Origin of the sequence: Francisella sp. SYW-9 (assembly GCF_008711465.1) — a bacterium.
Taxonomy (GTDB): domain Bacteria; phylum Pseudomonadota; class Gammaproteobacteria; order Francisellales; family Francisellaceae; genus Francisella.
Genome location: NZ_VXKQ01000008.1, coordinates 17,793 through 41,729, shown reverse-complemented (window position 1 = coordinate 41,729; position 23,937 = coordinate 17,793). Strand labels below are relative to the sequence as shown.

Here is a 23,937-nt window from a genome sequence, read left to right as displayed (position 1 = left end):
CATATCTGAAAATATAGTTTTATTTATATCTTTATATCATACATTTTAATAAAGCTTGCAGTTACTCCATTTGTCCAACCAAAACCATCTTGGACAATATATTCTCCACCACCAGCATTTGTTTCTGGGTCTATTACATCATATTTTTCACGAATCTTTCCAGTTTCATTAAACTTCTGATTGACGGTGTTTACAAACCTTTTAGCTATCGTTTCGGCAAGCTTATTAAAGCCATAATTTTTTAAGCCGATAACAGCTTCAAAGTGTAGAGGAGCCCAGCCATTTGGAGAGTCCCATTGCTGCGATGTATGTGTAACAGTTGTAATAAGCCCATGTTCTGTAAGAAATTGGTTTTCTATCATATCAGCTACTTTTTGAGCTTGTTCTTTTGTCGCTATATTTAAAAATAATGGGGTTACTCCGGCTAAGCTTGATATGGTTGTAAGTTTGTTAGTAGTATGATTTAAATCATAAAAGAATCCTTTATCATTATTCCAAAATCTATTTTGAATAAGCTCTTTTCTTTTATTTGCTAATTTCAAATACTTATTAGCTTTAGCTTCATCTGATGTTTCTGTAAACCATTTACCAAGAAGGTGTTCAAGTCCATATAAATAACTATTTAAATCCACAGGTAAAATATTTGTTGTTTGAATAGTATTAAAATCATCCTCTTGAGCAAACCAGCGACTAGAAAAATCCCATCCAGATTCACAAGCAGCACGAATGTTACGGTAGAATTTTGGCTTATCATTGATGTTTTGTGCATGCTCAATATCTTCTCTATATGACTCTGGTCTAGGTGTTGCAGAATCATCCCAATATCTATTTAAACCATTTATATTTCGTTGAGTGTTCATCCAAAATGAATATTCTTTTTCTAAGGTTGTTAAGTATTTTTTAATCGTAGAGATACCAAGTTCTTGATAAAGAATATTTACAATTAAATAGAATAATGGTGGTTGAGAACGAGTTAAATAATATTTTCGATTGGCATTTGGTACAAATCCTACAGTATCTATAAGATATGCAAAATTATCAGCTATATCCTTGATCATTTGAATTTCACCATCTTCACGAAGGCCTTCACAAGTAAAATAACAATCCCAATAATAAACCTCTCTAAATCTACCTCCTGGGATTATATAATGTTTTGGTAGTGGGATAAGAGAGCTTAATGAATTCTGCTGATCAGAAGACTGATGCAAGAAGCGCCACATTTGTTTGATATATTGTGATAGTGATGTTTTTTGATCATTACTAAAAGTTTTCTCTGCTATAGGAGGGTAAAAGTTATCCTCAATAAATATTTTAAGGTCAAAATCTTTTGAGTTTTTTAAGTTCCTATATTCTTTTAATATTTTATCAGGAGATCTCTTGGGTGTCATATCGACAAAATATTTAGAATCATTAAAGCACGGCTTTAGTTGAACTGCTTCAAAAAGTTCGCCAGAGAGTTGGATTAGTGATTTATTTGACATATTATTTATTCCTATGAAGTTTTGCATAAGGAGGGATTAGTAGTACTAAAAGAGCTATAGGGATCAATACACAGTAAAATGCGGTAACGCCACCAAAATGAGCAAATATTTCACTAATTATTCTTGAGCCAATAGTACCACCTAAAGCAGAAAATATAATTATTAAACCGGCCATGGCACTTTGAAGTTTTTCTGGTTGGCTGCTAAGAATACTAGAGCATAAAGTTGGGTATATTGGCGCCATAAAAAAGCCAATCATAGGGAAAAGTAACGATATAACTATAGCAATAAGAGTATCTGTTTCTTTAGGGTTTATAAGTTTTGATAGCTGTAATGTAAATACTATTAGTATTGCACAGCAAATTAGGCCTAAAAGAATAACTTTTTTCCAGTCGATTTTTTTCATAATAAAACCAAAAGTAATTCGACCAGCAGCGATACTTAAGGCAAATACACTTGCCATAAACACACTTGTAGAAGTAGATAGATGAAGAACTCTAGTATTAAAAGTTGGTAGCCATGATTGAACACCTTGCTCAATAAAGACATAGAAAAAGACGCTTATGATAAATAGCATAACTATCGGTAGCTTTATAAGTTTTAGCATGCTTAGAGTATCTGTTAGAAAACTAGAGCCTTGAGATATATGAACAGCTGATTCATCAAGTCTTGTAAATAAAAGTAATGAAAATGCAATTACACATAAGCCAACAATTAGCCAGTATGTACCAAGCCAGTTACCAAAATGTATAAATATACTAAATATAAAAAAGCATAATACTACACCTATCTGAAAGACACCCTCTAATAAGCTCATAAGGCTGGCATGTGCTTTTGAGTCATTAGTAATTAAACCAACAGTTGAATATACTGAGACTTTGATTAGTGCAAAGGATACTCCGATTAGAATAAATAATATCTTTGTAATTAAAAAACTATTTAAGGTTGCCATTGTAATACAGCCTATAGTTATTATAGATAGTCCTGTAAGCATAGCCTTTTTATAACCATATCTTGGGATAAAGGAGCATATAATAAAAGATACTATAGCAATAGTTAAATCTTTACATGCTTCAAGAATACTTGCTTGAACATCTGTAACATGATAATGAGTAACAGATTGTAGTATAACTATACCAACACTATTTAGTAAAATAGCACTAATAAAGAATATAAGAAATAGAGAAAGCTTTAGTTGAAAATACCTCATGATTATATGAAAAAAAGTTATTTGTTATTTAAGAATAAACAAACTTATATGTCTAAACAAGTTTAAGGATTGAGTTTGAAGCTTTTTTAGGATGTAATTTATTTAGTAAACGTTTTAAGTTTGGAAGATTTTGTATGAGTGATTATAAATATTGTATAGGAATTATGTCAGGGACATCATTAGATGGCATTGATGTGGCATTGTGTAAGGTCAAAGGTTGTGGGCTAGAGACAGATATCAAGTTAGTTAATTTTGAAACATATCCATATTCGGATGATTTGTTAAATGATATTAAGCAATCGTTAGATTTATCAAAAAGTAATGCTCAGCTTTTATGTAGTCTTAATTTTAAGCTTGGTAAAGAATATGCTAATGCGGTAAAAAAGTTAGTTAAAACAGTAGGGCTAAACTTAAAAGATATAGCATTTATAGCTAACCATGGTCAGACAATTTATCATCAAGCAGTATGTGAAGGCGACTTTATTAAATCTTCATTACAGTTGGGAGATGCTGCGACAATTGCTTATGAGTGCCAAACAACAGTGGTATCAAACTTTCGTGCAGCAGATATAGCTGCAGGGGGTGACGGTGCACCGCTAGTTCCATATGTGGACTATATCTTATATAGAGATAATGATAAATCACGAGCTTTACATAATGTAGGAGGTATTGCCAATACGACAATTATTCCCAAAAATGCAAATATTGAAGATGTCTATGCCTTTGATACTGGGCCAGGGAATATGATGATAAATAGAGCGGTAGAGGTTTTATTTGCAAAAAACTATGACGAAAATGGTAATATAGCTAAAAGGGGTAAGCTTATTTATGATATGTTACAGGAGCTTTTAGAAAATCAATATCTAAAGCAGGAACCTCCAAAATCTACAGGTAGAGAACTATTTGGTATTGAATATACTGATTTTATAATCAATAAATATAAAGAAAATGCATCTGAGGATATAGTGCATACATTAACTTTATTTACAGCTGAAAGTATTGCTCGAGCATATAAAGATTTTGTTCTGTCTAAGCATGATCTGGATCAAATAATCTTTACAGGGGGAGGGGCTTATAATAAATTTCTAATAAAAGCTATAGCAGGACTATTGGAAGTGGATATATTAACATTTGAGGATGTTGGTGAAAATAGTGATGCAAAAGAAGCTGTTGCATTTGCTGTATTAGGGAATGAAACTCTTAATAAAAACTATAATAATATACCTGCGGCAACAGGCGCAAAGAATAAAGTTATACTTGGGCAAGTAAATTATTTTAACTAGTAAAAGGAAAATACATGAAAATAGTAGAAGTTAAGCATCCAATGGTTCAGCATAAACTAGGTCTTATGAGAGCTGCTGGGATAAGTACACAAGAGTTTAGGAGATTGACTAAAGAGATAACAAGTCTTTTAACCTATGAAGTAACATCTAGTTTTGAATTAGAAAAAATACAGATAGAAGGTTGGCAAGGTAATAATATCGAAGTAGAGCAAATAAAAGGTAAAAAGCTAACGGTAGTTCCTATTTTACGAGCAGGTCTTGGTATGATGGATGGTGTTTTTGAGCATATTCCAGCAGCTAAAGTAAGCATGGTAGGTATGTATAGAGATGAAGAAACAGCACAACCAATACCATATTTCTCTAAGCTTTGTGATAAGCTTGATGAGAGATTGGCTCTTATTGTCGATCCTATGTTAGCAACAGGTGGTTCGATGATAGAAACTGTTACTTTATTAAAAAAGGCAGGTTCAAAAAATATTAAAATTATTGTTTTAGTAGCTGCTCCTGAAGGAATACAAGCATTAGAGCAAGCTCATCATGATGTGGAGCTATATACAGCATCGATAGATAGTCATTTAAATGAGAAGAAATATATTATCCCTGGTCTTGGAGATGCTGGAGATAAAATATTTGGAACTAAGTAAGATTATCAATCACAGGATAAGCTTTTACTTTAAAAAAAGTGCAATTCTATGAATTTATTATAGAACTCAAGCTCTTTAAAAGAGATATGGAATAAGTATTAGAAAGTTTGAGATTTAATTATAAGCTACATTTTTGATACCATCGACCCATGTCCAACCTTGGTAAGAATCAGAGTTCATAATCCATGTCATTAAACCGCCATATTGCTCGTAATTGCCAAGACCACCATTTGTAATATCTGTAGTGATATCAACAGGGTTATATAGACCAGAGCCTGAGCAAGAAGCATCAGCTAGGCATAGTCCTTGTTTATATTGAGCATCTGTAACTGAGGGACCTCTATAGTTAGGTACACCTAAGACAATCTTTGTATTTGAAGGTATTGTTAGATTTTGGTCTGTTAATCCAGGCATAGATTTTTGAGCTTCTTGGCCTAGTAGTTTAAATGTCATGCTTAAGAAGCCTACATCTTGACCTTTTTTACCATCAAAGATTGCACCACCATATTGGTTATAAGTCTGTATAAATACTGCGTCAAAATGCACTTTATTCATAAAGTCTTGAGTATAGAATGGTTCAGCAAATCTAGCATAGCCACTTGCCCATTGACCAGAGCCATACCAACCATGTATTTGAGGTGCAGCGGTTAGGAACATATCTTTGCCAGTTATTTTCTTATATTCAGCTCTTGTAGCTTCAATATAGCGTAAGAAATTATCATCATCCTTAGCTGATCCTACTGGATGCTCAACATCAATATCCAAGCCATCAAAATTATGCTCAGCGATAAACTTACCCATAGCTTTACCAGCTGATACAGCTTTATCACCACTCATATCAGGCATAAAGAAGTTAACACCTCCACCTATAGCAACTAGAGCAATACCATTATTTTTATGAATAGTTTCCATTTGATTTGGTAGATCTGCTAATAGTGACTTATCCCATTGTAGTTTCATACCATCAACGTCAAAGTTACTATCAAAGAATACAGTTCCATCATCATTTTGACCAATAAATGAATATACTAATACATTGTAACCATGGTTAAGAGCCTCAGATATCATATGATTAGTTGTATTCGGCTGAGTTTGCCATGGAGCATTATATCCTCTAACATAGCCAACAACAACTCTATTTGGCCATTCTGAGCTAGAAGAAGTATTTTCTGTAATTTTAACAGTTAGTTGTTGAGTGTCTTGATTTGCTGAGAAAGAAGATGGTGATACAGAAAGTGTGTATCCAGCCATAGCAGCAATAGTAGCGCTCCAGACAGATCCATCTTTAGGTATTTCAACAGAGACAGGAGTATTGCTATTTAGTACAATCTCTTTAGTGTCACCTTTGTTATTAGATAAAGTTAGAGTTGTATCTTTACCTTCAGGTAATCCAGTTATGGAAATAGATACATTTTCTGTAGGTATTGCTTTTTTATCAAAGCTAACATTAATATTTGATGTATTAAAATTGTGAACACCGACAGAGTAAGTTTTGACAGGAGTATAGTTATATCCATTTGTAGTGAAGCTACCAACAGTTAATGTATAAGTAACTCCACTTTCAGATGACGGGATATGATCTAAAGTAAGAGCTTTATTTATCTCAATATTACCACTACTAATAACATTACCTTCTGAGTTAGTAAGTGTATATGTTGTTGAAACATTAGTAGTAACATCACTAGAATTAGCATTGATTTTGATAGAGCCCTCTTCAGCAGGTTTTGGTGCTGCATACTCTACAGAGACACTTTGTGAAGCATCTTTTGCAAGGGTAAAAGATGCTGGGCTTGCAGATCCTGTAGCGCCATCTATAGCAGGTACACTTACTGTAAGATCAGCACTATCACCTACAGCTACCTCTAGATTAGTAGTAGATCCCCATTTAGCATCTTTAGTTTCAGCAACTTTTACACCATTCTTAAGAATCTGAACATCTGCTAATTTACCTTCAGCAATAAAGTCAGGTTTAGCAGGAAGAACAATAGATACAGTACCTTTGCCTTGTTCTGCAACAGGACCCTCATTTTTCCAAACTCCCCATTGACCTGATTTACTCGGGTTTTCGCCACGTGTCCACCACTTAGCAGTATATAAGTTACCATCATATATTGCTTGAGATGGCTTGCTACTATCACTAGGGTTGTAAACAGTATTAGCACTCCACTCTTTAACAGAACTATCTGGTGTTGGAGCTGGTGTTGGTTCAGGATCTGGAGTAGGTGTTGGGGTAGGCTCAGGTTGTGGATTTGGATCACTGCCAACTATATCCCAAGCATCACTACCGTATGTTCCACTAGGTTTATAAGCAGCTATTTGGCACCATCCTGAAGCAGGCCAGCCTTTACATTTATATGTTTTACCATTATCAGTTACAGTAGATCCTGCAACATATGACGATAGATCATTTGTAGACCAAGCTTCAGTGGCATTAGCCATTGAGAAAGATCCTATACCTATTAAAGTACAGATCATAGCGGGTGTTAGTTTTAATTTATTTCTCATAAATTATCTCCTTATAAATTTACTAAGAATGAAAAGTATTTTGTTTTACATCTTAATTATATGAACGTAAAAAAGTAATTAGCAAACAAAAAAACTTAAAATTATAGTTTATTATGGTTTCGCTAAATGAAACTTTTGTTATTTATTGTGAAAGATTTATTTTGTCTTTAATGGTCTTAATAATATCTTAAAGTTATAAATCCAAACATATGAAAATTTAATAGGACTTGTGAGAATTTGATAAATGAAAAATCAGGCTTATTGCAAAATAGATATTAGTACATATAAGGTTTAGCTAGTAACTAAATTAAAAGTTTGTAAAAATACACGATTAATTATTAGGCATTTTAAATGCTATAATTTTGAGCATATTGATTTTTGATAATTATTCAATGCATAAAAAAATATTTTTATTATCTTTACCTTTGATATTTTCTAATTTAGTTTTACCGATGGTGGGAATAATTAATACTGCTATTATTGGACATCTTAATAATAGTAGTTATTTAGCGGCCATAGGTTTAGGTGTTTCGATACTAAATGTTATATGTTTATTATTTGCTTTTTTTAGAATGAGCCTAACTGGTTTGATAGCTCAAAATATTAATGATATTGAGAAAATGCTTTGTATTGTTATAAGAGCGATAATTGTTGCAAGTATTATTGCAGTAATTGTTTTCATACTAAAACCTTTTATCTTAAGTGTAGTTCTAAGCATAATCCATACTGATAGTGAGGTAAAAAGCTTATTTATTAAGTTTTATAATATTGCGATATATGTGTTTTGGTTTGCATTATTAAACTTTATTTTCTTAGGTTTTTTTATAGGTATAGGTAAGACAAAGGTAGTTTTATATAGCTCTTTGATTCTAATGGTATTAGCAACTAGCTCTAGTGTTTATTGGACTATGTTTATGCAATATAATGTTGTGGGAGTTGCAATCTCTTTGGTATCGGCATATTGTGTTACAACTATATTTTTACTTACAAAAACTTATGGATTCTTTGTAAGCAAAGGAGTAAACATAAAAAATGTTCTTAAAGAATTTGATTATTTTACGATTAGTGAATACATACCTTTTTTAAAGCTTAATACTAATATTTTTATACGTTCATTGTGTTTATTATTGTCAATGAATTCTTTTTATATATTTTCAGCCCAATATGGTAAAGATGTTTTAGCAGCAAATACAATATTGATCGAAGTGAGTTTATTTATAGCAATGTTTCTTGATGCTTTAGCTAACACTACAGAATCATTGGTTGCCAAAGCTTATGTGGATAATGATCAAGGTATCTTTAAAGAGGTTATTAGTAAGACATTATTACAGAGTTTAATAGTGACATTTATTTTAATATTTATTTACGCTTTTTTTAAAGATCATATAATTACTATATTTACATCTTTAGTTGATGTGAAATATCAAGTTAATAAATATATTTTATTTTCTATATTAATTCCTATTGCTGCAAGCTTTAGCTTCTGGACTGATGGGGTTTTTGTTGGATTATTAAAAACTGTAGCTATGAGAAATGCTATGATTTTAGCGGCTTTAGTTTATGTTGTAGCAGTAATTTTATTAGACCCATTTAAAAATTATGGTTTATGGATAGCTTTGATATTATTCTATATAGCAAGGACCATTTTTTTAATTCCACCGTTAAGAACTTACTTAAAAAAAGGAGCTTATTAGAAGCTTTTGTATTAAAAAGACAAAAAGAATTATAATTCTTTTGAAGACTATTAAAATAGGTATTGATAATGAATATAAAAAAATGAGTGGGAGAGTATAGTATATGTTAAATATTGTAGTATTAGAGACAGCTCCATATAAAAGGGAAGATTTTACTTTTCTAAAAGAGTTTGGAAACGTGGAAATTTATGATAAAACTAATTCAGATGAAGTTGTAAAGAGGATATCAAATGTTGATATTGCGATAGTCAATAAATCAGTTTTATTAGAAAAGCACTTTAAAGAAGCTCCAAAATTAAGATATATAGGAGTCATGTCAACAGGTGTTAACTCTATTGACCTTATTGCGGCAAGAAAATATAACATTACCGTAACTAATGTACCTGCTTATGGGACAGATGCTGTTGCACAGCATACATTTGCTTTAATATTACACATAGTTAATAAAATATCATTAAATATTAGCTCTGTTAAGAATGATTCTTGGGCAATTAGTAAACAATGGTGCTTAATAAGTAATCATTGGAACCAGCTATCAAATATGACAATTGGGATAATCGGATTTGGTAATATTGGTAGAAAAGTTAGCTCTATTGCAAAGGCCTTTGGAATGAAAGTTTTAGTTTATGGTCGATCTAGCTATGATGATAAATCAGTTTGTTTTGTAAGTTTAAATGAGTTGCTTAAAAATAGTGATATTGTAAGTTTACATTGTCCATTAACTAAAGAAACAAGAAATATAATAGGATCTAAAGAACTATCATTGATGAAAAAAAACTCTATATTAATAAATGTTAGTAGAGGCAATTTAGTTGATGAGAAAGCACTATATGAAAAGCTCAGTGCAAATGAAATAAAAGCAGCAGGTTTAGATGTACTGGCTCAAGAGCCACCATGTATTAAACATGAACTTAATAGGCTAGAAAATTGTTATATAACACCACATATAGCTTGGACAAGTATAGAGGCTATGAATAAAATACTAGATGTAATAAAAGAAAATCTTGAATTATTTTTAGATTCTAGACCACAAAATGTAGTTAATTAAAATAGCTGATATAGCCTAATATAGTATATTTGGTGAAAATGTTATGACTCTATTTTATTGAACTTTATTTAAATTGCTTGAAAACTATGGATTATGAGAATTGTTAGTATTATTCTAAAGGCTAAATACATTAAGACTTTTTTATAAAAGGAGATTAAATGCCTCATATAGTTTTAGAAGTACCTAAGGAAATTAATATTCAAGAAACAAAACAAATACTAGATATTACACAAGAATATTTAATAGAAAACTTACCTACGAAAATACAAGGGTTTAGGGCTAGAGTTTATAATTATGAATATTGTAGAGTTGCTGGTGCTGAAGATAAAAAACTTATTCATATGCAAATTAAGATTTTAGCTGGACGTAATCAGGACCATTTAACTAAAATATCTAAAGACTTAAAAGAAAAGGTTATTGATAGTTTGAAGCTAGATATAAATAAATATGCTTTTTCTATTGAGATAATAGATCTTTCACCTGCATATGCTCATTAATATTTGATTATTGTTAATATTGTACTAATATATATAAAATTTTTTTAAAAAGAATAATTAAATGAAAGAATATAAAAGACTTCTGTTTTCAACTTTAGGTGCTGCTTTTGAGTACTACGATACCGCAATATATTTTGTTTTTGCTATGACTATCGAAAATAATTTTTTTGATAAGGGTAGTTCTATTAGTGGTATGTTATTAGTTTTTCTTGTGTATATAGTTGGTTATATCATTAGACCATTAGGTGCTTGGGGATTTGGTTATATTGCAGATATAAAAGGAAGAGCATTTATACTTCGCTTAAATATGGCTTTATTATTTTTCTCAACAATAATATTAGCATTTTTACCAACGATTGAAAGTATCGGAGTATTTGCTACTATATTGTTTGTTTTTTTACGCTGTATACAAGCACTGGCTATTGGTGCAGAAATTCCTGTTTCAGTAGTTTATATAGTTGAAAACTATCCTAAACGACAAGGTTTTGTAACTAGTATGGTATTTTGCTGTCTGAGCCTTGGTATTATGATGACATCATTGGTTTTATTTTTATTGGATCATTTTACTAGTCAAAATTTTGTACATGAATATGGTTGGAGAATCGGTTATTTCCTAGGAGCATGTTTTACTCTTGCTTTATTCTTCTTGAGAAAAAATATTATTGATTTACCACAGGTTAAAGAGGCTATAGCTAATGAGAAAGGTAGAGCTTCTTCAAGGGGAGTATTTATTATTAAGACTATAGTAGGTATATCTCTGGTTGCAGCTATTGCAATGCTATTTACACAGTTATATTTATTCTTACCGACATTCCAGAAGATGTATATAGTTTCTAAGTTTGATTTATCAGACTTGCTTCTAACAGGATCTATAATAATGGCAATAAGTTGTCTAGTAGGTGGTTTTATTAGTGACTATGTATCTAAAGCTAAAATGTTAGCGTTTTTAATTATTGTATCAATGGTTGTAAGTTCTATTTTTTATAAAAATATAATTGATGGCAAAGATATTTTTGCGAGCTTTATTATATTGTCTATAGTTATGGGATTCTTTGCATCGACATACAACGTTATTATAACTAATTTCTTTAAGCTTGAATATAGATGTAGAGGTTATGGAGTGTCTTATAATTTAGGATATTTAATATTCTCAGCAGGAGCTCCGGCACTTACGATATCGCTAATTTCTTCCACTAACAGTTTATTAGTTCCTATATATCTAATAATTATAGCAGGGGCGGTTTCCCTAGTAGGAATCGTTGGAGCTAGCTATTTTATGAAAAAGGTTTAAATATCATTGAAGAAGGGTCAGATTTAAACTGATTATAAAGTTCAATTATATATCTATCTGTCATTGATGATATATAGTCACAGATAATTCTAGCTTTACCTTGAGCATTATGAGTGTTATAAAATATCGCGCCAATATCATCAGGTAGAAGACTCTCATCTACATCAGAATTCATCAAAATATCAAAAATCTCAGAAATAATTTCTCTACCGCGATATCTTAGAACATTGAGTTTTGGTGATTTTATAATTTTAAATAAAATATATTTTTTTAGGACTTCAACTTGCTTTCTAATTTCATCATTTAGATAAACTTTAGAGATAATAGGAGCTTTTTGATTAATATCAATTTCAATATTTTGAATACAGCTATTAACCAGCTTTGATGTTAGTTTTGTGCGTAGAAGGCTATTATTAGCTATATTTTTTGAGATCTTATGTACATCTCTACAGTCTGCATCAAAGTCAATATAGTCTGAGAAGATATTCATTAAGATGAATTTAATCTCATCTCTAGTTATCTCAAGATCCTTAGGCATAGCATTAAAAATCTTTTTAAGAAGCTTATCATCAATACTAGCCATAGATAACGGATCAATAAATCCTCCTTTAAGAGCGTCTTCTACATCATAAGTTGAATAAGCAATATCGTCAGCTACATCCATAATGTAGCATTCAATAGTTTTAAAACTACCCTGTATAGACTTTAAATTGTATGGTTCTAGTAGCTTTTGTTTGATATCTTCGACAAGTCTTGATTCTTCGTTATAATATCCTTTTGTTAGATGCTCAAGGTCACTAGGTATTAAATTATCATACTTTATAGTTGCTGCAAGAGTTCTATAAGTTAGGTTAAGACCAAAGCTCTGTTTTTGATCAACATCCTTTTTTGCAGTATGAGAAATTAAGCGAAGTGTCTGAGCATTACTTTCAAAGCCACCAAAATTGTGCATTTTTTTATTTAAGGCAACCTCACCATTATGTCCAAAAGGAGGGTGGCCAATGTCATGACAAAGAGCAGCTGTCTCAATTAGATCATAATCAAGGTTAAGATCATGCTCAGCATTTAGTTTAACAGCTATAGATTTAGCTATTTGTGCTACTTCTAAAGAGTGAGTAAGTCGATTTCTAAAAAAGTCATTTTCAAAACTTGGAAATATTTGAGTCTTTGCTTGAAGTCTTCTAAATGATGAAGAGTGTACAACGCGCGCATAATCTCTACGAAAAGGCGAGAAGTTTTCTTTTTTAGCAATATCGTTATTTTGTCTTAGATAGTCATTTTCATGATAAAGGTTTATAGGCATATAAGGTTTGATAAAATATAGCGTTTATATTTACATATTAGATCAAAAAAAAATATTTACAAGTTCACTTATTTAGCTCATCAATCAAAAGAGAAGTTAACTCTAAAAGATCTTTTCTTAATTTAGATTCTATGCATAAAAATATAAAAGCAATTGCAAAAGGCTAAACACGATGTTGTCTAAAGTTGAAAAATATTAAACATCAAGGGTTTAGCTTATAAATTATCATATAAAAGAAAGTATTCAATTTTTAAAAGTCACAAAGATGAATGTTAATTATTTACAAATGTTTCAGAAGTCTACTAAGTAATTTGATGTTAATTTTTTTTAACAATGGTTAAGTTCATGATGGCTTATTTAAAATGATAATTAGTTATATAATTACAAGTGTAAAGGTAATTAATTTAAACCTATAAAATAGAATGAATAATTTGATTTTAAGAACAGAAGAAGATATTAAAATTTTCTTATTAAAAGTTTTAAGAAAAAAAAGTAAATAAAAATGTTAATAGATTTTGTACTATTAATAGGAGTGTAAACTTAAATGGAATTAGTAAATATTTGTGTTGGAAAAACTCGTATACAAAACATTAATGGTGAATCAGTAAGAACTGCTTATATTAAAGAACCTATAAATGGTCCAATAGCTGTTGAAAAAAATGGCTTAGCTAATAATGAGGTTGCCGAACATGCTGACGCTATTTATGCTTTTGCTGAAGAAAACTATCAGTATTGGGCAGATCAACTTAATGTAAGTAGTAAAAAGTTTACCCCGGGTTTTTTTGCTGAGAATTTAATTATTAGTCAACTAGATGAAAAAAATTTGTATGTTGGTGATGTTATAGCTATTGGCGAACAGGTCAAACTATCTGTCTCTGGCCCTCGTATTCCTTGTTTTAAGTTATGCTGGCGTTTAGATCAGCCCAACTCATTTATACAAAAGTTTGGACTTTCTGGAAGAAGTGGCGTTTATTTCAATGTTCTACAACCTGGTAAAATACAGGCTGGTGATAAGGTAAAGGTGATACATAAAGAAAGAAATAGTATTGCTATTACAGAAATAGCATCCATTGCATTAGGGCAACAAATGTTTGATGAAGAAAAGCTAAAGCTAATTTTAGCTTTACCAGGATTAAGTGGAACCTCATCCCTTCTTTTAGGAAATAGACTTTATACACTTATTGATCAAAAACGATTAGGTAAATATAGCTGGGAAAACTGGCGAACATTAATTGTTGATCAGATTATTGAAGAAACACCTAATATCAAATCATTTATTTTAAAAGCTATTGATAATGAACCTCTCGCATTGTACAGAGCAGGCCAATTTCTTACTGTCAAATTACCAATAGAAAATAATGATAGATCATCTTTAATCCGTGTTTGGAGTTTGTCAGACTATCACGATCAAGTAGAGTCGTATAGATTAAGTATTAAAAGAGAAGTTAAAGGAGTTGGCTCTGGTTTTATGCATAATCAAATTCAAGAAGGTATGCCTTTAGAAGTTCAACCGCCGATGGGACGGTTTGTTCTTGATCGTAGTGGCTTTAAACCAATATTACTAATTGCTGGAGGTATAGGTATAACTCCAATATTGGCTATGTTAAAAGCACATTTATCAAGAGCTGGAAAAAACCCACCTATTTATTTTATTCATTGTTGTCAAAACAAAGTTAATCATCCATTTAGAGATGAGCTGGATAAATTAGTAAATAAATATAATATTTCAAAGTTGTATGCTTATTCTCAACCAAATAGCGAAGATACTTTAGGAGTTGATTATGATATAAAAGGCTATTTAACTATTAAAGATATTAAATCTATTATTGATGGTTGTTATATTCTTAACGGAAGTAAAAAAATGGATATGCCATTGCATGAGTTTGATGTTTATATGTGTGGTCCTAAAATCTTTCAAGAGACTCTACAGAAAGCTTTGATTGATGGTGGTGGGAACCCAGAACGTATATTTCAAGAGTCATTTGAAATAAATGCTAATACTCAGGAGCATAGCGAATTAGAAAGCTCACAAGTTGTGTTTACAACTTCAAATAAAGAAGTAGAATGGAAAGCTAGTGATAATTTTACACTTTTAGAGTTGGCTGAATCTGCTGGTTTAGAACCTGCATGTTCTTGCCGCATGGGGATATGTGAAACTTGTAAAGCATCATTAGTAGAGGGTAGTGTATATTATGAATTTAGTTTACCTTCTAAATTAGAAAAAAATCAGGTATTACTTTGCCGTGCAAAACCAAAAACAAAACGTGTTGTAATTAAAGAAAAATACTGATTTTTATAAGAAGATTATTAAGATTTATGATTCTTGAACATCAAATCTGCCAAGCATCATAACTTTATGCCAAGCTTTAGCAAAATCATTGATAAATTTTTGTTTATTACCATTTTCAGCATAAACTTGAGCTACAGCTTTAAGCTCTGAGTTTGAACCAAAGATTAGATCTACAGGTGAAGCTGTCCATTTTTGCTTACCAGTTTTTCTATCTATACCAATATATTCTCCAGCATTTGTATCAGACTTTTTCCACTCTGTAGACATATCTAACAAGTTCACAAAGAATTTGTTATTAAGCTGACCCGGAGTTGATGTAAATACTCCTTCTTGAGAGTTATCATAGTTTATATTTAGTGCGCGCATACCACCAACTAATACTGTCATCTCTGGAACATTTAGATCAAGCATACTTGCTTTTTCAACTAAAGCTTGAGGTAATTGATTAACAGCTATAGTACCATCAGTGTAGTTTATAAAACCGTCAGCTTTAGTTTTTAGATGATTAAATGACTCAATATCAGTTTGGGCTTGTGTAGCATCTGTTCTACCTGGAACAAAAGGTATCTCTATAGTATATCCAGCTTGTTTTGCTGCTTGTTCAACACCTACATTACCTCCAAGTACAATTAGATCAGCTAGAGAAACTTTAGTATCATCTTTTTTACTATTGTTAAAATTAGCTTGGATTTCTTTAAGCTTAGTTATAACAACTTCAAGTTTAGCTGGCTCATTCATTTGCCAATCTTTCTCTGGGGCCAAAGCAATTCTAGCACCATTTGATCCACCTTTATAATCGGTTTTACGATACGTAGAAGCAGAATCCCAAGCAGTTCTTATAAGTTGTTGGTTAGTAAGTCCAGAGCTTATGATATTTTGCTTAAGCTGCGTTACATCTTGATTAGATATCTGCTTATAGTCAGCTTTAGGAACTGGATCTTGCCAAATAAAGTTTTGCTCAGGAATCCAAGGCCCTATATATCTAGACTTAGGACCCATATCTCTATGGGTTAGTTTAAACCATGCTTTAGCAAATTCTTCTTTAAATTCTTCTGGATTGTTATAAAATTCTTGAGCATATTTATTGAACTTAGGATCTTCTTTTAATGCAAGGTCAGTAGTAAACATTATAGGCTTATGTTTAACGCCTGGCTTATGAGCATCAGGAACCATATTTTCTTTTTTAGCATTTGTTGCAACCCATTGATGAGCCCCAGCTGGAGATAATGTTTTTTCATAATCTAGGTTATATAAATTATTTAAGAAATCATGGTTCCAGTATGTTGGTGTAGAAGTCCAAGAACCTTCAAGACCACTACCCATAGTGTCATCACCTTTACCAGTACCATAACTGTTATGCCAGCCAAAACCTTGCTGTTCTATAGGAGCTTTATCTGGAGCTGGGCCTATATCTTTTTTGACATCTTTAGCAGGAACTGCGCCATGAGTTTTACCAAATGTATGGCCACCAGCAATTAAAGCAACAGTCTCTTTATCTGTCATGCCCATACCACTGAATGCTTGACGAATAGCCTTACCAGCTTTTTTTACATCGGGCTTACCATCAGGCCCTTCTGGGTTTACATAAATTAATCCCATTTCTGTAGCGGAGAATGGTTTAACAAGTTTACCATCTTTGACATTACTTGAAAGCTCTTCAGGAGATATACCCCAGTTTGTATCATCAGCTTGCCAATCATCTTCTCTACCAAATGCAAAGCCAATAGGTTTCATTCCCATAGACTCTAAAGAAACTGTACCAGCTAAGACAAGTAAGTCAGACCAAGAAACAGCATCTCCATATTTTTGTTTGATAGGCCATAGAAGCTCTCGAGCTTTATCAAGGTTTACATTATCTGGCCAACTATTTAAAGGAGAAAATCTTTGCTGACCGCGATTAGCTCCACCACGACCATCAGAGACTCTATATGTACCTGCATCATGCCAAGACAATCTAATAAAGAAAGGTCCATAATTGCCAAAGTCAGCAGGCCACCAGTCTTGTGATTGAGTTAGAAGCTCCTGCATATCTTTTTTTAACTGCTCGGTATCAAGCTTCTTAAATGCTTCACGATAACTATAATCTTTGCCCATTGGGCTATCTATAGTGTTTAAGTTACGTAGAGGAGATAGGTTTACACTTTGAGGAGATAGAGGACCTCTATTTTCTGCGAAAGCACCATCACCAGATAGTAACATGCCAGACATTCCTACAGCTGTGACAATTTTTTTTACCATGATTTGTTCCTTTTATTGGTCTTGACTTATAAGTAGTTAATTATCTAATTTAATGAGGATCAGATATCATTCATACTTATTTCATAAAGGTCTAAATATATTTAAAATAAATTTAAGCCTATAACTCGATTTTATTTAATCTAATAAATTGAGTCAAATAGTAATTGGTTATATAAACAATAAATATTTCTTATATGAAACTTATTAAGCTCCAAAGAACTTTTTTATGTGGTAATATAGGTTTATTAAATATTGAACATTAGGTTTGTTAAATATTATGAAATATGAGAGTGTATTAGCAATGTCAAAAGCCGAACTTCATCTACATATAGAGGGTACATTAGAGCCTAAGATGATGTTTCAGTTAGCACAAAGAAATAAAGTAAGTCTTAAGTATAATTCAATAAATGAAATTAAAAGAGCGTATAATTTTAATAATCTCCAGGATTTTTTAGATTTATATTATCAAGGTATGTCTGTGTTATTAACTGAGCAAGATTTCTATGATTTGACTTATGCGTATTTAGTAAAAGCAAATCAAGATAATGTAACGCATACGGAAATGTTCATAGATCCTCAAGCTCATTTAGAGAGAGGAATAAGTTTATCAACTGTATTTAGCGGTGTGGCTCAAGCTATTAAACAAGCCGAAAAAGACTTTGGTATAAAGGCCAGCATTATAGTGTGTTTTTTACGACATTTATCAGAAGATCATGCACTACGCTCTTTTGAAAAAATGATGGGTTTTCGTGAGCATTTTATAGGTATAGGCTTAGATAGTAGTGAATTAGGAAATCCTCCATCTAAATTTAAAAGAGTTTTTGAGCAAGCCAAGAAAGATGGTCTATATTTAGTTGCTCATGCTGGTGAAGAAGGGCCTGTTGAGTATATTTGGGAAGCTATAGATGTATTAGGTATAGATAGGATAGACCATGGTAATGCAATTTTAAATGATGAGACATTAATTCAAAGAGTCATAAAAGATAATATTGCTTTGACAATGTGTCCATTATCAAATAAATGTTTAAAAGTTATAACAGATTTGTCTAAACATCCTGCAGCTAAACTTCTAGAAAAGGGTGTTAAAGTAACTATTAACTCAGATGATCCTGCATATTTTGGTGGTTATGTTAATGAAAACTATAGGCAGTTAGCACAAGCTTTAAACTTATCTGAAGCTCAAATTATTAAACTTATAAATAATAGTTTAGAAGCAAAATTTATTTAGGTTAAATATTATGAAATTAAAGATATCTGATGCGTTTAGGGAAGAGGGCTTCTCCTTTAAACGAGAGACTATTGGTGGCGTAACAACTTTTTTATCAATGATGTATATAATCATTGTAAATCCAGTTATATTATCACAAGCAGGAATTCCTTTCGCTGGAGCATTGACTGCTACCATAGTAGTGTCTTTTGTTGGATGTATACTAATGGGGATATTTTCAAATAATCCTATAGCAATCGCCCCAGGTATGGGTATTAATGCATTTTTTACTTATACAGTAGTCCAACAAATGCATGTAAGTTGGCAAGTTGCTTTAGGTGTTGTCTTTTGGTCAGGGGTCATTTTTACAGTTTTATCAATAACAAATATTAGAACAAAAATTATAAAGGCTATTCCTAAACAGTTGAGATATGCAGTTGTTGCAGGTATAGGACTATTGATAGCTTTTTTAGCATTAAAATCAGCAAATATAGTAGCGCCTGATCCTGTTAATATTATTAAAATGGCTAATATAAATATATCATTTGTTTTATTTTTACTGGGGTTATTATTTATTGGGATATTGACTTATTATAATTACTCTTCTTCATTGATCTTAGGTATTGTTGCTATTACTCTTATTTATTTGATATTGAACTTCTTTTTTCCAAGTTTCGGTCTAACTACTAAATTTAGTGGTATTGTTTCAATGCCTGATTTTTCAATATTTGGTCAACTTGATTTAGTAAATTCTTTATCTATAGCATTATGGCCTGCGATATTTGCTTTTATATTTACAGTGTTATTTGATAGCTTGGCTGGTGCAATAGGTATTTGTGAGGCTGGAAACCTTTTAGATGAAAAAGGAGAACCTAGAAATTTTAAACAAATACTGACTGTTGAAGGTATAGCAGGGATATTATCAGGAATATTTGGTACTAGTTCAGCAATAGGTTATATTGAGTCGATAACTGGAATTAAAGCAGGAACTAAAACAGGATTTGGAGTTATTGTAACAGGTTTATTATTTTTACCATTTTTATTTTTATCACCATTGTTATCTCTTGTCCCAGCAGTAGCAACAGCTCCAGTGTTATTTATTGTTGGAGTACATATGGTCAGGCTAGTAATAGATATTGACTGGGATAATATACCAGAAGCAGTACCAGCGTTATTAACTATGTTTATAATTCCTTTGACAGGGTCAATAACTCATGGTGTGATACTGGGGCTGATTCTATGGACGGCTTATAAGATTCTTATATCAGGCTTTAAAGATATTAGTTATACTTTGATTATACTAAATTTACTTTCTATAGTTTTGTTGGTTATAGAAATTTTTTACTAACCGTTAGTTTGTATATAAACTCTCTAATAACTCTTTTTCAAAATTATGAGCTTGAGATTTCTGAGACTCTTTTAAGGAGTTGATAAGTATTGAAAAAGCATATTGATTATTGTTTTTAATAAGGTATCCAGATAATGCTATACCTGTAGTTTGAGTACCTGTTTTTGCAAAAACTTTACCTTTAAGATCATTACCTTTGAAATTTTTTAATGTGCCTGTTTCTCCATATATTGCTAGCATACTTTTAAAAAGTTTATAATCTTTATTTAAAGACATTTTATATAATAAGTTTACTAGGAAGTTAGGATTTAGTAGATCATTATCTGACATCCCAGCGCCATCCTCTAGTTGTATACTGTCAGTGTTTAGCTTGAGTTTATTTTTTAATATTTCAAAAGTAGTATTTTTCCCAGATATGATGCTACCAACACCATTATAATAATAGCCGATAGTTCGTAGTATTGTTTGAGCATATAGATTGTCGGAGATAACTAGCATATGCTTTAACAATACATCTAATTTAGTTGAATTATGTTGGGCTAATAAAGTAGCATTCTTGGGAAGCTTTGTAGTAACTTTTATATTATTCGTTGTAGTGATGTTTATTCTTGATAGCTCTCTTAAGACGGCTTTTTTCATTGTAAGTTTTGGATTCTGAACTGCAAAACTAAAAGTATAAGTATTCTTAGGTAAGCATCCTGAAAGAATTAATGTCTCAGCATAGTTATAACCATTAAACTGACATGTTTTAAGCTGTTGTTTATTAGCAATAAATAGTTCGTTCTTAAATTGTAATGGCTCGCCAGATATTTGTTTAATATTAAAGGTTTGCTTTTCAGGTGTTAACTCTAATGCTACAGAGTTTTCATTAAGGTTATATACTGAACTTGGTGCTCCATAGGCAAATATTGCACTAGACTGACTTTCATTTATAGAAGTATTACGGCCGGTGAAAAACTTATTAACAAAATAGACTTGGTTAATCTTGTTTATTTTAGAAGTCTTTAATGAGCTTAATAGATTTTGTAAGTCTTTAGTAGTAAAACTAGGATCTCCAGAAAAAACTATATATAGATTATTTATAGTATGATTTTGAAATTTATCATAATAAAGTTTGGTCTTGTATTTAAAATTTTTCCCAAGGTATAGTAAGGCAGCTGTACTAGTTACAAGTTTAGTATTGCTAGCCGGGATGAAGTTTTTATCAGCATTTTTAGAGTATATTGTTTTACCATTATTTAAATCTGTAATTTTAACTCCAATTAGAGCAGAATTAAGCTGATTGTTTTTTACTGCTTTATCAAAGGATTTATTAATCTCTATAGAGTTTAATGAGTATGATATTGATGAGATAAAAATTATAGAGGTTATCAAAATTTTTAATAAATTATTAAAAGTCATCTAGGCGTATAATCTAGTCCTCGGAAACTTTATTATAGCCAAGATTCCAACATATTGCCAAAAGAACTATAGCAATAACACAAGCACTCAATAAGAAGACAAATACAGCATTCCAACCTAAGAATGTAGCAATCGCACCAATTACAGCTTGAGCACCAACAGTACCTAGGAAATAACCAAATAATCCAGTAAATCCTGCAGCTGTTCCGCCTGCTTTTTTAGGAACAAGATCTAGAGCTAATATTCCAATCAAGGCAACAGGACCATATATTAATATCCCCATTGCAGATAATGATGCCCAAAGTACTACAGGAGTGTTGCTATACCAATATACAAGTAAAGCACCAATAAATAAAATCATACATATTACACTCATTGGAGCTCTACGACTACCAAAGAATCTATCTGTTAACCAACCAATGACTATAGTTCCTGGAATTGCTGGTAGCTCAAACATAGCATAAGCAATAAGACCATCAGAAGTTGATAAATGCTTAACGTGAACTAGGTAGTAAGGAGCCCAGCTTCCAAGACCATATCTTGCACAATATACAAAAGCATTTGCAACAGCTATTAACCAAACCCACTTATTATTTAATACATACTTAAAGAATATCTCTTTAGCTGAGAATTCTTTCTCATGATGTGCTTCAGCGGTAGTGTAACCTTTATATACTTCAATAGCTGGTAAACCTAGTGATTGAGGAGTATCAGCACCAAAAATTAATATTAAAATACCTACGCCTATACATAATGCACCAGCAACATAAAAAAGTCCATGCCAGTCACCACTAAATAAATATAACCCAATCGGAACTACAACGATCGCTAAACATCCTGCGCCTACGTTATGAGCAGTATTCCAGATCCCCATTTTAGTTCCACGTTCGTTAGAGCAGAACCAGTGAGTCATAATACGTGCACAAGCTGGCCAACCCATACCTTGAGCCCAACCATTTAAAAACATTGCTATAAACATAACAAGAACACCTAGAGAAAGAAGACTAGGTAATAAAAGATTAATAAATCCTGTTATAAATAAGCCTATAGCTAAGAATACTTTGGCATTACTTCTATCAGAAATATTACCCATAAGAAATTTACTGACACCATAAGCAATACCTAAGCCAGCACCTATTAGTCCTAGCTCATCAGGTGATAGTGTTGTGATATATTGTTTAGATACATCAAAACTACTTCTACCAAAATAGTATGTGAAGTAGCCGATATAGGCAACTAGAAACATTCTTAGTCGCCAATGAGGGTATAGTTTTTGTATTTGCTCTTTAGCTAGTAAAGGCAAATTTTTTGCAGGTTTTAAAAAATTCATAAAGTTATCTATATCTTTGGTTTATTTTTTTACTATTACGTAGCAATTAGTTTAGTTTAAGAATTTTCATTCCTCAATAAAAATTTACTTAGATGATAAAAATTATAAACTAATACTTTTTAGATTGTTTTTGGGAAAGGCATATTTGGGTAAGCTGGTGGTAAATCAAGACCTTTAGCAGCTTCAAGACCTCTTAAAATATCTGGTCTATCAGTTATAATACCATCAACTCTCCAATCGATAAGCTTACTTGCCACTTTATAGTTAAAGTCAGTACCTTCTCTTTCTGTCCATCCCCATGTTACAACTTTAAGTCCTAGCTTATGAGCTTCATCAAGGTCTTTTTTTGTTAAGTCTTTTTCATAAGGTTCCCAGAAAGTTCCACCAAGCTTTTTAACCATTTTTGGATAGTTATAATTATAGTCTTTAGGATCAAGAGGGGCCGTTAGTTTTTTACGTCCAGCCATTTTTTTAGCTGCTTCACTGTCCATAGGATCACTGTAACTATCAGTTAGGTAAGCTGTTTGAACTTTTGGATTTAGTTTTTGAAGATCTATCAATGCCTGCCATTCAAAAGCTTGTACTTCAACACTACTAGATATTTGATTTTTAACTAGTATTTTATTTAAGGCTGTTGCCATCTGTTGAGCTGTCCAGCTTTGATCAGGTTGGTTAGGATTAGTCTTTATTTCGATTTGTAAACGAACACGGCTACCAACATTAGACTTAACATAGTTTATTACTTGTTGTAACGTAGGAATATGTACTCCAGGCATTGCAACATGATTTGGATACATTTTTGCAGTTGGAGAATTTGGTTTTATATATCCAACAGTGTATTGTTTTAATTGAGCTAAAGTTAGATCTTTTATTGGAATTGCTTTTTTAATCCAATTACCATTCTTATCTTTTGTTAGATCAGGATTTAGCGTTAGGTTATGACTAACTACAAGAACTTTGTCTTTAGTCATATTGACATCCATATCAACAACATCAACACCAACACGCATAGCATCAGTATATGCTGGTAGAGTATTTTCAGGAGCTAATGGGCGTAATCCTCTATGAGCATAAATATTAACAACATCTGCAACAGCAAAGTTTATACAGCTAGCTAGAGCAGCTGTAGCAATTATTTTTTTAAACATAATTTAAATTTATTTTTTC

At 31.6% G+C, this 23,937-nt stretch carries 17 protein-coding genes; 9 read left to right on the top strand and 8 right to left on the bottom strand.

Annotated elements, in window-relative coordinates; translation table 11 throughout:
* Window positions 1-23: 23 nt before the first annotated feature.
* Both F3D62_RS03835 and F3D62_RS03830 read right to left on the bottom strand, forming a co-directional pair.
* Window positions 24-1,481, bottom strand: coding sequence for a trehalase family glycosidase (locus tag F3D62_RS03835; RefSeq protein ID WP_150466929.1), 1,458 nt, complete (start codon window positions 1,479-1,481; stop codon window positions 24-26).
* A 1-nt stretch (window position 1,482) separates the two neighbouring features.
* Window positions 1,483-2,691, bottom strand: coding sequence for an MFS transporter (locus tag F3D62_RS03830; protein WP_150466928.1), 1,209 nt, complete (start codon window positions 2,689-2,691; stop codon window positions 1,483-1,485).
* Window positions 2,692-2,825: 134 nt separating this feature from the next.
* On the opposite strand from F3D62_RS03830, the gene anmK reads away from it, so the two are divergent.
* Together anmK and upp are read left to right on the top strand one after the other, a co-directional pair.
* Window positions 2,826-3,974, top strand: coding sequence for an anhydro-N-acetylmuramic acid kinase AnmK (anmK, locus tag F3D62_RS03825; protein ID WP_150466927.1), 1,149 nt, complete (start codon window positions 2,826-2,828; stop codon window positions 3,972-3,974).
* A gap of 14 nt (window positions 3,975-3,988) precedes the next feature.
* On the top strand, window positions 3,989-4,618 hold the full coding sequence (gene upp / locus F3D62_RS03820; protein WP_150466926.1) for a uracil phosphoribosyltransferase: 630 nt from the start codon (window positions 3,989-3,991) through the stop codon (window positions 4,616-4,618).
* A 114-nt stretch (window positions 4,619-4,732) separates the two neighbouring features.
* Here upp and F3D62_RS03815 read toward each other — a convergent pair whose 3' ends face one another.
* Window positions 4,733-7,123 carry a glycosyl hydrolase family 18 protein gene (locus F3D62_RS03815; RefSeq protein ID WP_150466925.1) on the bottom strand — a complete coding sequence of 797 codons (2,391 nt, stop codon included), beginning with the start codon at window positions 7,121-7,123 and terminating at the stop codon, window positions 4,733-4,735.
* Between the two features lie 392 nt (window positions 7,124-7,515).
* Here F3D62_RS03815 and F3D62_RS03810 point away from each other — a divergent pair, with 392 nt between their 5' ends.
* The 4 genes from F3D62_RS03810 to F3D62_RS03795 all read left to right on the top strand — a co-directional run bounded on the left by F3D62_RS03810 (window position 7,516) and on the right by F3D62_RS03795 (window position 11,653).
* The gene (locus tag F3D62_RS03810; protein WP_150466924.1) at window positions 7,516-8,817 is read left to right on the top strand and encodes an MATE family efflux transporter; all 1,302 of its coding nucleotides are present in this window, start codon (window positions 7,516-7,518) and stop codon (window positions 8,815-8,817) included.
* A gap of 103 nt (window positions 8,818-8,920) precedes the next feature.
* Window positions 8,921-9,865 carry an NAD(P)-dependent oxidoreductase gene (locus F3D62_RS03805; protein WP_150466923.1) on the top strand — a complete coding sequence of 315 codons (945 nt, stop codon included), beginning with the start codon at window positions 8,921-8,923 and terminating at the stop codon, window positions 9,863-9,865.
* 158 nt (window positions 9,866-10,023) lie between these two features.
* Window positions 10,024-10,362 (top strand): hypothetical protein, encoded by a 339-nt coding sequence (locus F3D62_RS03800; protein WP_150466922.1) that lies wholly within the window; start codon window positions 10,024-10,026, stop codon window positions 10,360-10,362.
* A 61-nt stretch (window positions 10,363-10,423) separates the two neighbouring features.
* On the top strand, window positions 10,424-11,653 hold the full coding sequence (locus F3D62_RS03795) for an MFS transporter (protein ID WP_150466921.1): 1,230 nt from the start codon (window positions 10,424-10,426) through the stop codon (window positions 11,651-11,653).
* Here F3D62_RS03795 and dgt read toward each other — a convergent pair.
* The gene (dgt, locus tag F3D62_RS03790) at window positions 11,637-12,956 is read right to left on the bottom strand and encodes a dGTP triphosphohydrolase (protein ID WP_150466920.1); all 1,320 of its coding nucleotides are present in this window, start codon (window positions 12,954-12,956) and stop codon (window positions 11,637-11,639) included. The two genes, F3D62_RS03795 and dgt, sit on opposite strands and share 17 nt — an antisense overlap.
* A gap of 544 nt (window positions 12,957-13,500) precedes the next feature.
* On the opposite strand from dgt, the gene F3D62_RS03785 reads away from it, so the two are divergent.
* Window positions 13,501-15,246 (top strand): MOSC domain-containing protein, encoded by a 1,746-nt coding sequence (locus F3D62_RS03785; protein WP_150466919.1) that lies wholly within the window; start codon window positions 13,501-13,503, stop codon window positions 15,244-15,246.
* 24 nt (window positions 15,247-15,270) lie between these two features.
* Here the strand turns inward: F3D62_RS03785 and katG are convergent, their stop codons facing one another.
* Window positions 15,271-17,484 (bottom strand): catalase/peroxidase HPI, encoded by a 2,214-nt coding sequence (katG, locus tag F3D62_RS03780; protein WP_150466918.1) that lies wholly within the window; start codon window positions 17,482-17,484, stop codon window positions 15,271-15,273.
* 277 nt (window positions 17,485-17,761) lie between these two features.
* Here katG and F3D62_RS03775 point away from each other — a divergent pair, with 277 nt between their 5' ends.
* Both F3D62_RS03775 and F3D62_RS03770 read left to right on the top strand, forming a co-directional pair.
* Window positions 17,762-18,712: an adenosine deaminase gene (locus tag F3D62_RS03775; RefSeq protein WP_150466917.1), complete on the top strand. Its 951-nt coding sequence runs from the start codon at window positions 17,762-17,764 to the stop codon at window positions 18,710-18,712.
* Window positions 18,713-18,722: 10 nt separating this feature from the next.
* Window positions 18,723-20,039 (top strand): NCS2 family permease, encoded by a 1,317-nt coding sequence (locus tag F3D62_RS03770; protein WP_150466916.1) that lies wholly within the window; start codon window positions 18,723-18,725, stop codon window positions 20,037-20,039.
* A 3-nt stretch (window positions 20,040-20,042) separates the two neighbouring features.
* Here F3D62_RS03770 and dacB read toward each other — a convergent pair whose 3' ends face one another.
* From dacB to F3D62_RS03755, 3 genes are all read right to left on the bottom strand, one after another.
* Window positions 20,043-21,440, bottom strand: coding sequence for a D-alanyl-D-alanine carboxypeptidase/D-alanyl-D-alanine-endopeptidase (gene dacB, locus F3D62_RS03765; RefSeq protein ID WP_150466915.1), 1,398 nt, complete (start codon window positions 21,438-21,440; stop codon window positions 20,043-20,045).
* Between the two features lie 13 nt (window positions 21,441-21,453).
* A complete protein-coding gene (locus F3D62_RS03760) occupies window positions 21,454-22,770 on the bottom strand; it encodes an MFS transporter (protein ID WP_150466914.1) in 1,317 nt (438 codons plus the stop codon).
* A gap of 119 nt (window positions 22,771-22,889) precedes the next feature.
* Window positions 22,890-23,918: a glycerophosphodiester phosphodiesterase gene (locus F3D62_RS03755; protein WP_150466913.1), complete on the bottom strand. Its 1,029-nt coding sequence runs from the start codon at window positions 23,916-23,918 to the stop codon at window positions 22,890-22,892.
* Window positions 23,919-23,937 lie beyond the last annotated feature (19 nt).

What these genes read in the sequence shown, in the direction of transcription:
- dacB (WP_150466915.1), bottom strand. Translation starts at nt 21,440, where the DNA reads ATGACTTTTAATAATTTATTAAAAATTTTGATAACCTCTATAATTTTT.
- F3D62_RS03805 (WP_150466923.1), top strand. Translation starts at nt 8,921, where the DNA reads ATGTTAAATATTGTAGTATTAGAGACAGCTCCATATAAAAGGGAAGAT.
- F3D62_RS03785 (WP_150466919.1), top strand. Translation starts at nt 13,501, where the DNA reads ATGGAATTAGTAAATATTTGTGTTGGAAAAACTCGTATACAAAACATT.
- F3D62_RS03795 (WP_150466921.1), top strand. Translation starts at nt 10,424, where the DNA reads ATGAAAGAATATAAAAGACTTCTGTTTTCAACTTTAGGTGCTGCTTTT.
- F3D62_RS03830 (WP_150466928.1), bottom strand. Translation starts at nt 2,691, where the DNA reads ATGAGGTATTTTCAACTAAAGCTTTCTCTATTTCTTATATTCTTTATT.
- dgt (WP_150466920.1), bottom strand. Translation starts at nt 12,956, where the DNA reads ATGCCTATAAACCTTTATCATGAAAATGACTATCTAAGACAAAATAAC.
- upp (WP_150466926.1), top strand. Translation starts at nt 3,989, where the DNA reads ATGAAAATAGTAGAAGTTAAGCATCCAATGGTTCAGCATAAACTAGGT.
- F3D62_RS03775 (WP_150466917.1), top strand. Translation starts at nt 17,762, where the DNA reads ATGAAATATGAGAGTGTATTAGCAATGTCAAAAGCCGAACTTCATCTA.
- F3D62_RS03755 (WP_150466913.1), bottom strand. Translation starts at nt 23,918, where the DNA reads ATGTTTAAAAAAATAATTGCTACAGCTGCTCTAGCTAGCTGTATAAAC.
- F3D62_RS03800 (WP_150466922.1), top strand. Translation starts at nt 10,024, where the DNA reads ATGCCTCATATAGTTTTAGAAGTACCTAAGGAAATTAATATTCAAGAA.
- F3D62_RS03810 (WP_150466924.1), top strand. Translation starts at nt 7,516, where the DNA reads ATGCATAAAAAAATATTTTTATTATCTTTACCTTTGATATTTTCTAAT.
- F3D62_RS03815 (WP_150466925.1), bottom strand. Translation starts at nt 7,123, where the DNA reads ATGAGAAATAAATTAAAACTAACACCCGCTATGATCTGTACTTTAATA.
- F3D62_RS03835 (WP_150466929.1), bottom strand. Translation starts at nt 1,481, where the DNA reads ATGTCAAATAAATCACTAATCCAACTCTCTGGCGAACTTTTTGAAGCA.
- F3D62_RS03770 (WP_150466916.1), top strand. Translation starts at nt 18,723, where the DNA reads ATGAAATTAAAGATATCTGATGCGTTTAGGGAAGAGGGCTTCTCCTTT.
- F3D62_RS03760 (WP_150466914.1), bottom strand. Translation starts at nt 22,770, where the DNA reads ATGAATTTTTTAAAACCTGCAAAAAATTTGCCTTTACTAGCTAAAGAG.
- anmK (WP_150466927.1), top strand. Translation starts at nt 2,826, where the DNA reads ATGAGTGATTATAAATATTGTATAGGAATTATGTCAGGGACATCATTA.
- katG (WP_150466918.1), bottom strand. Translation starts at nt 17,484, where the DNA reads ATGGTAAAAAAAATTGTCACAGCTGTAGGAATGTCTGGCATGTTACTA.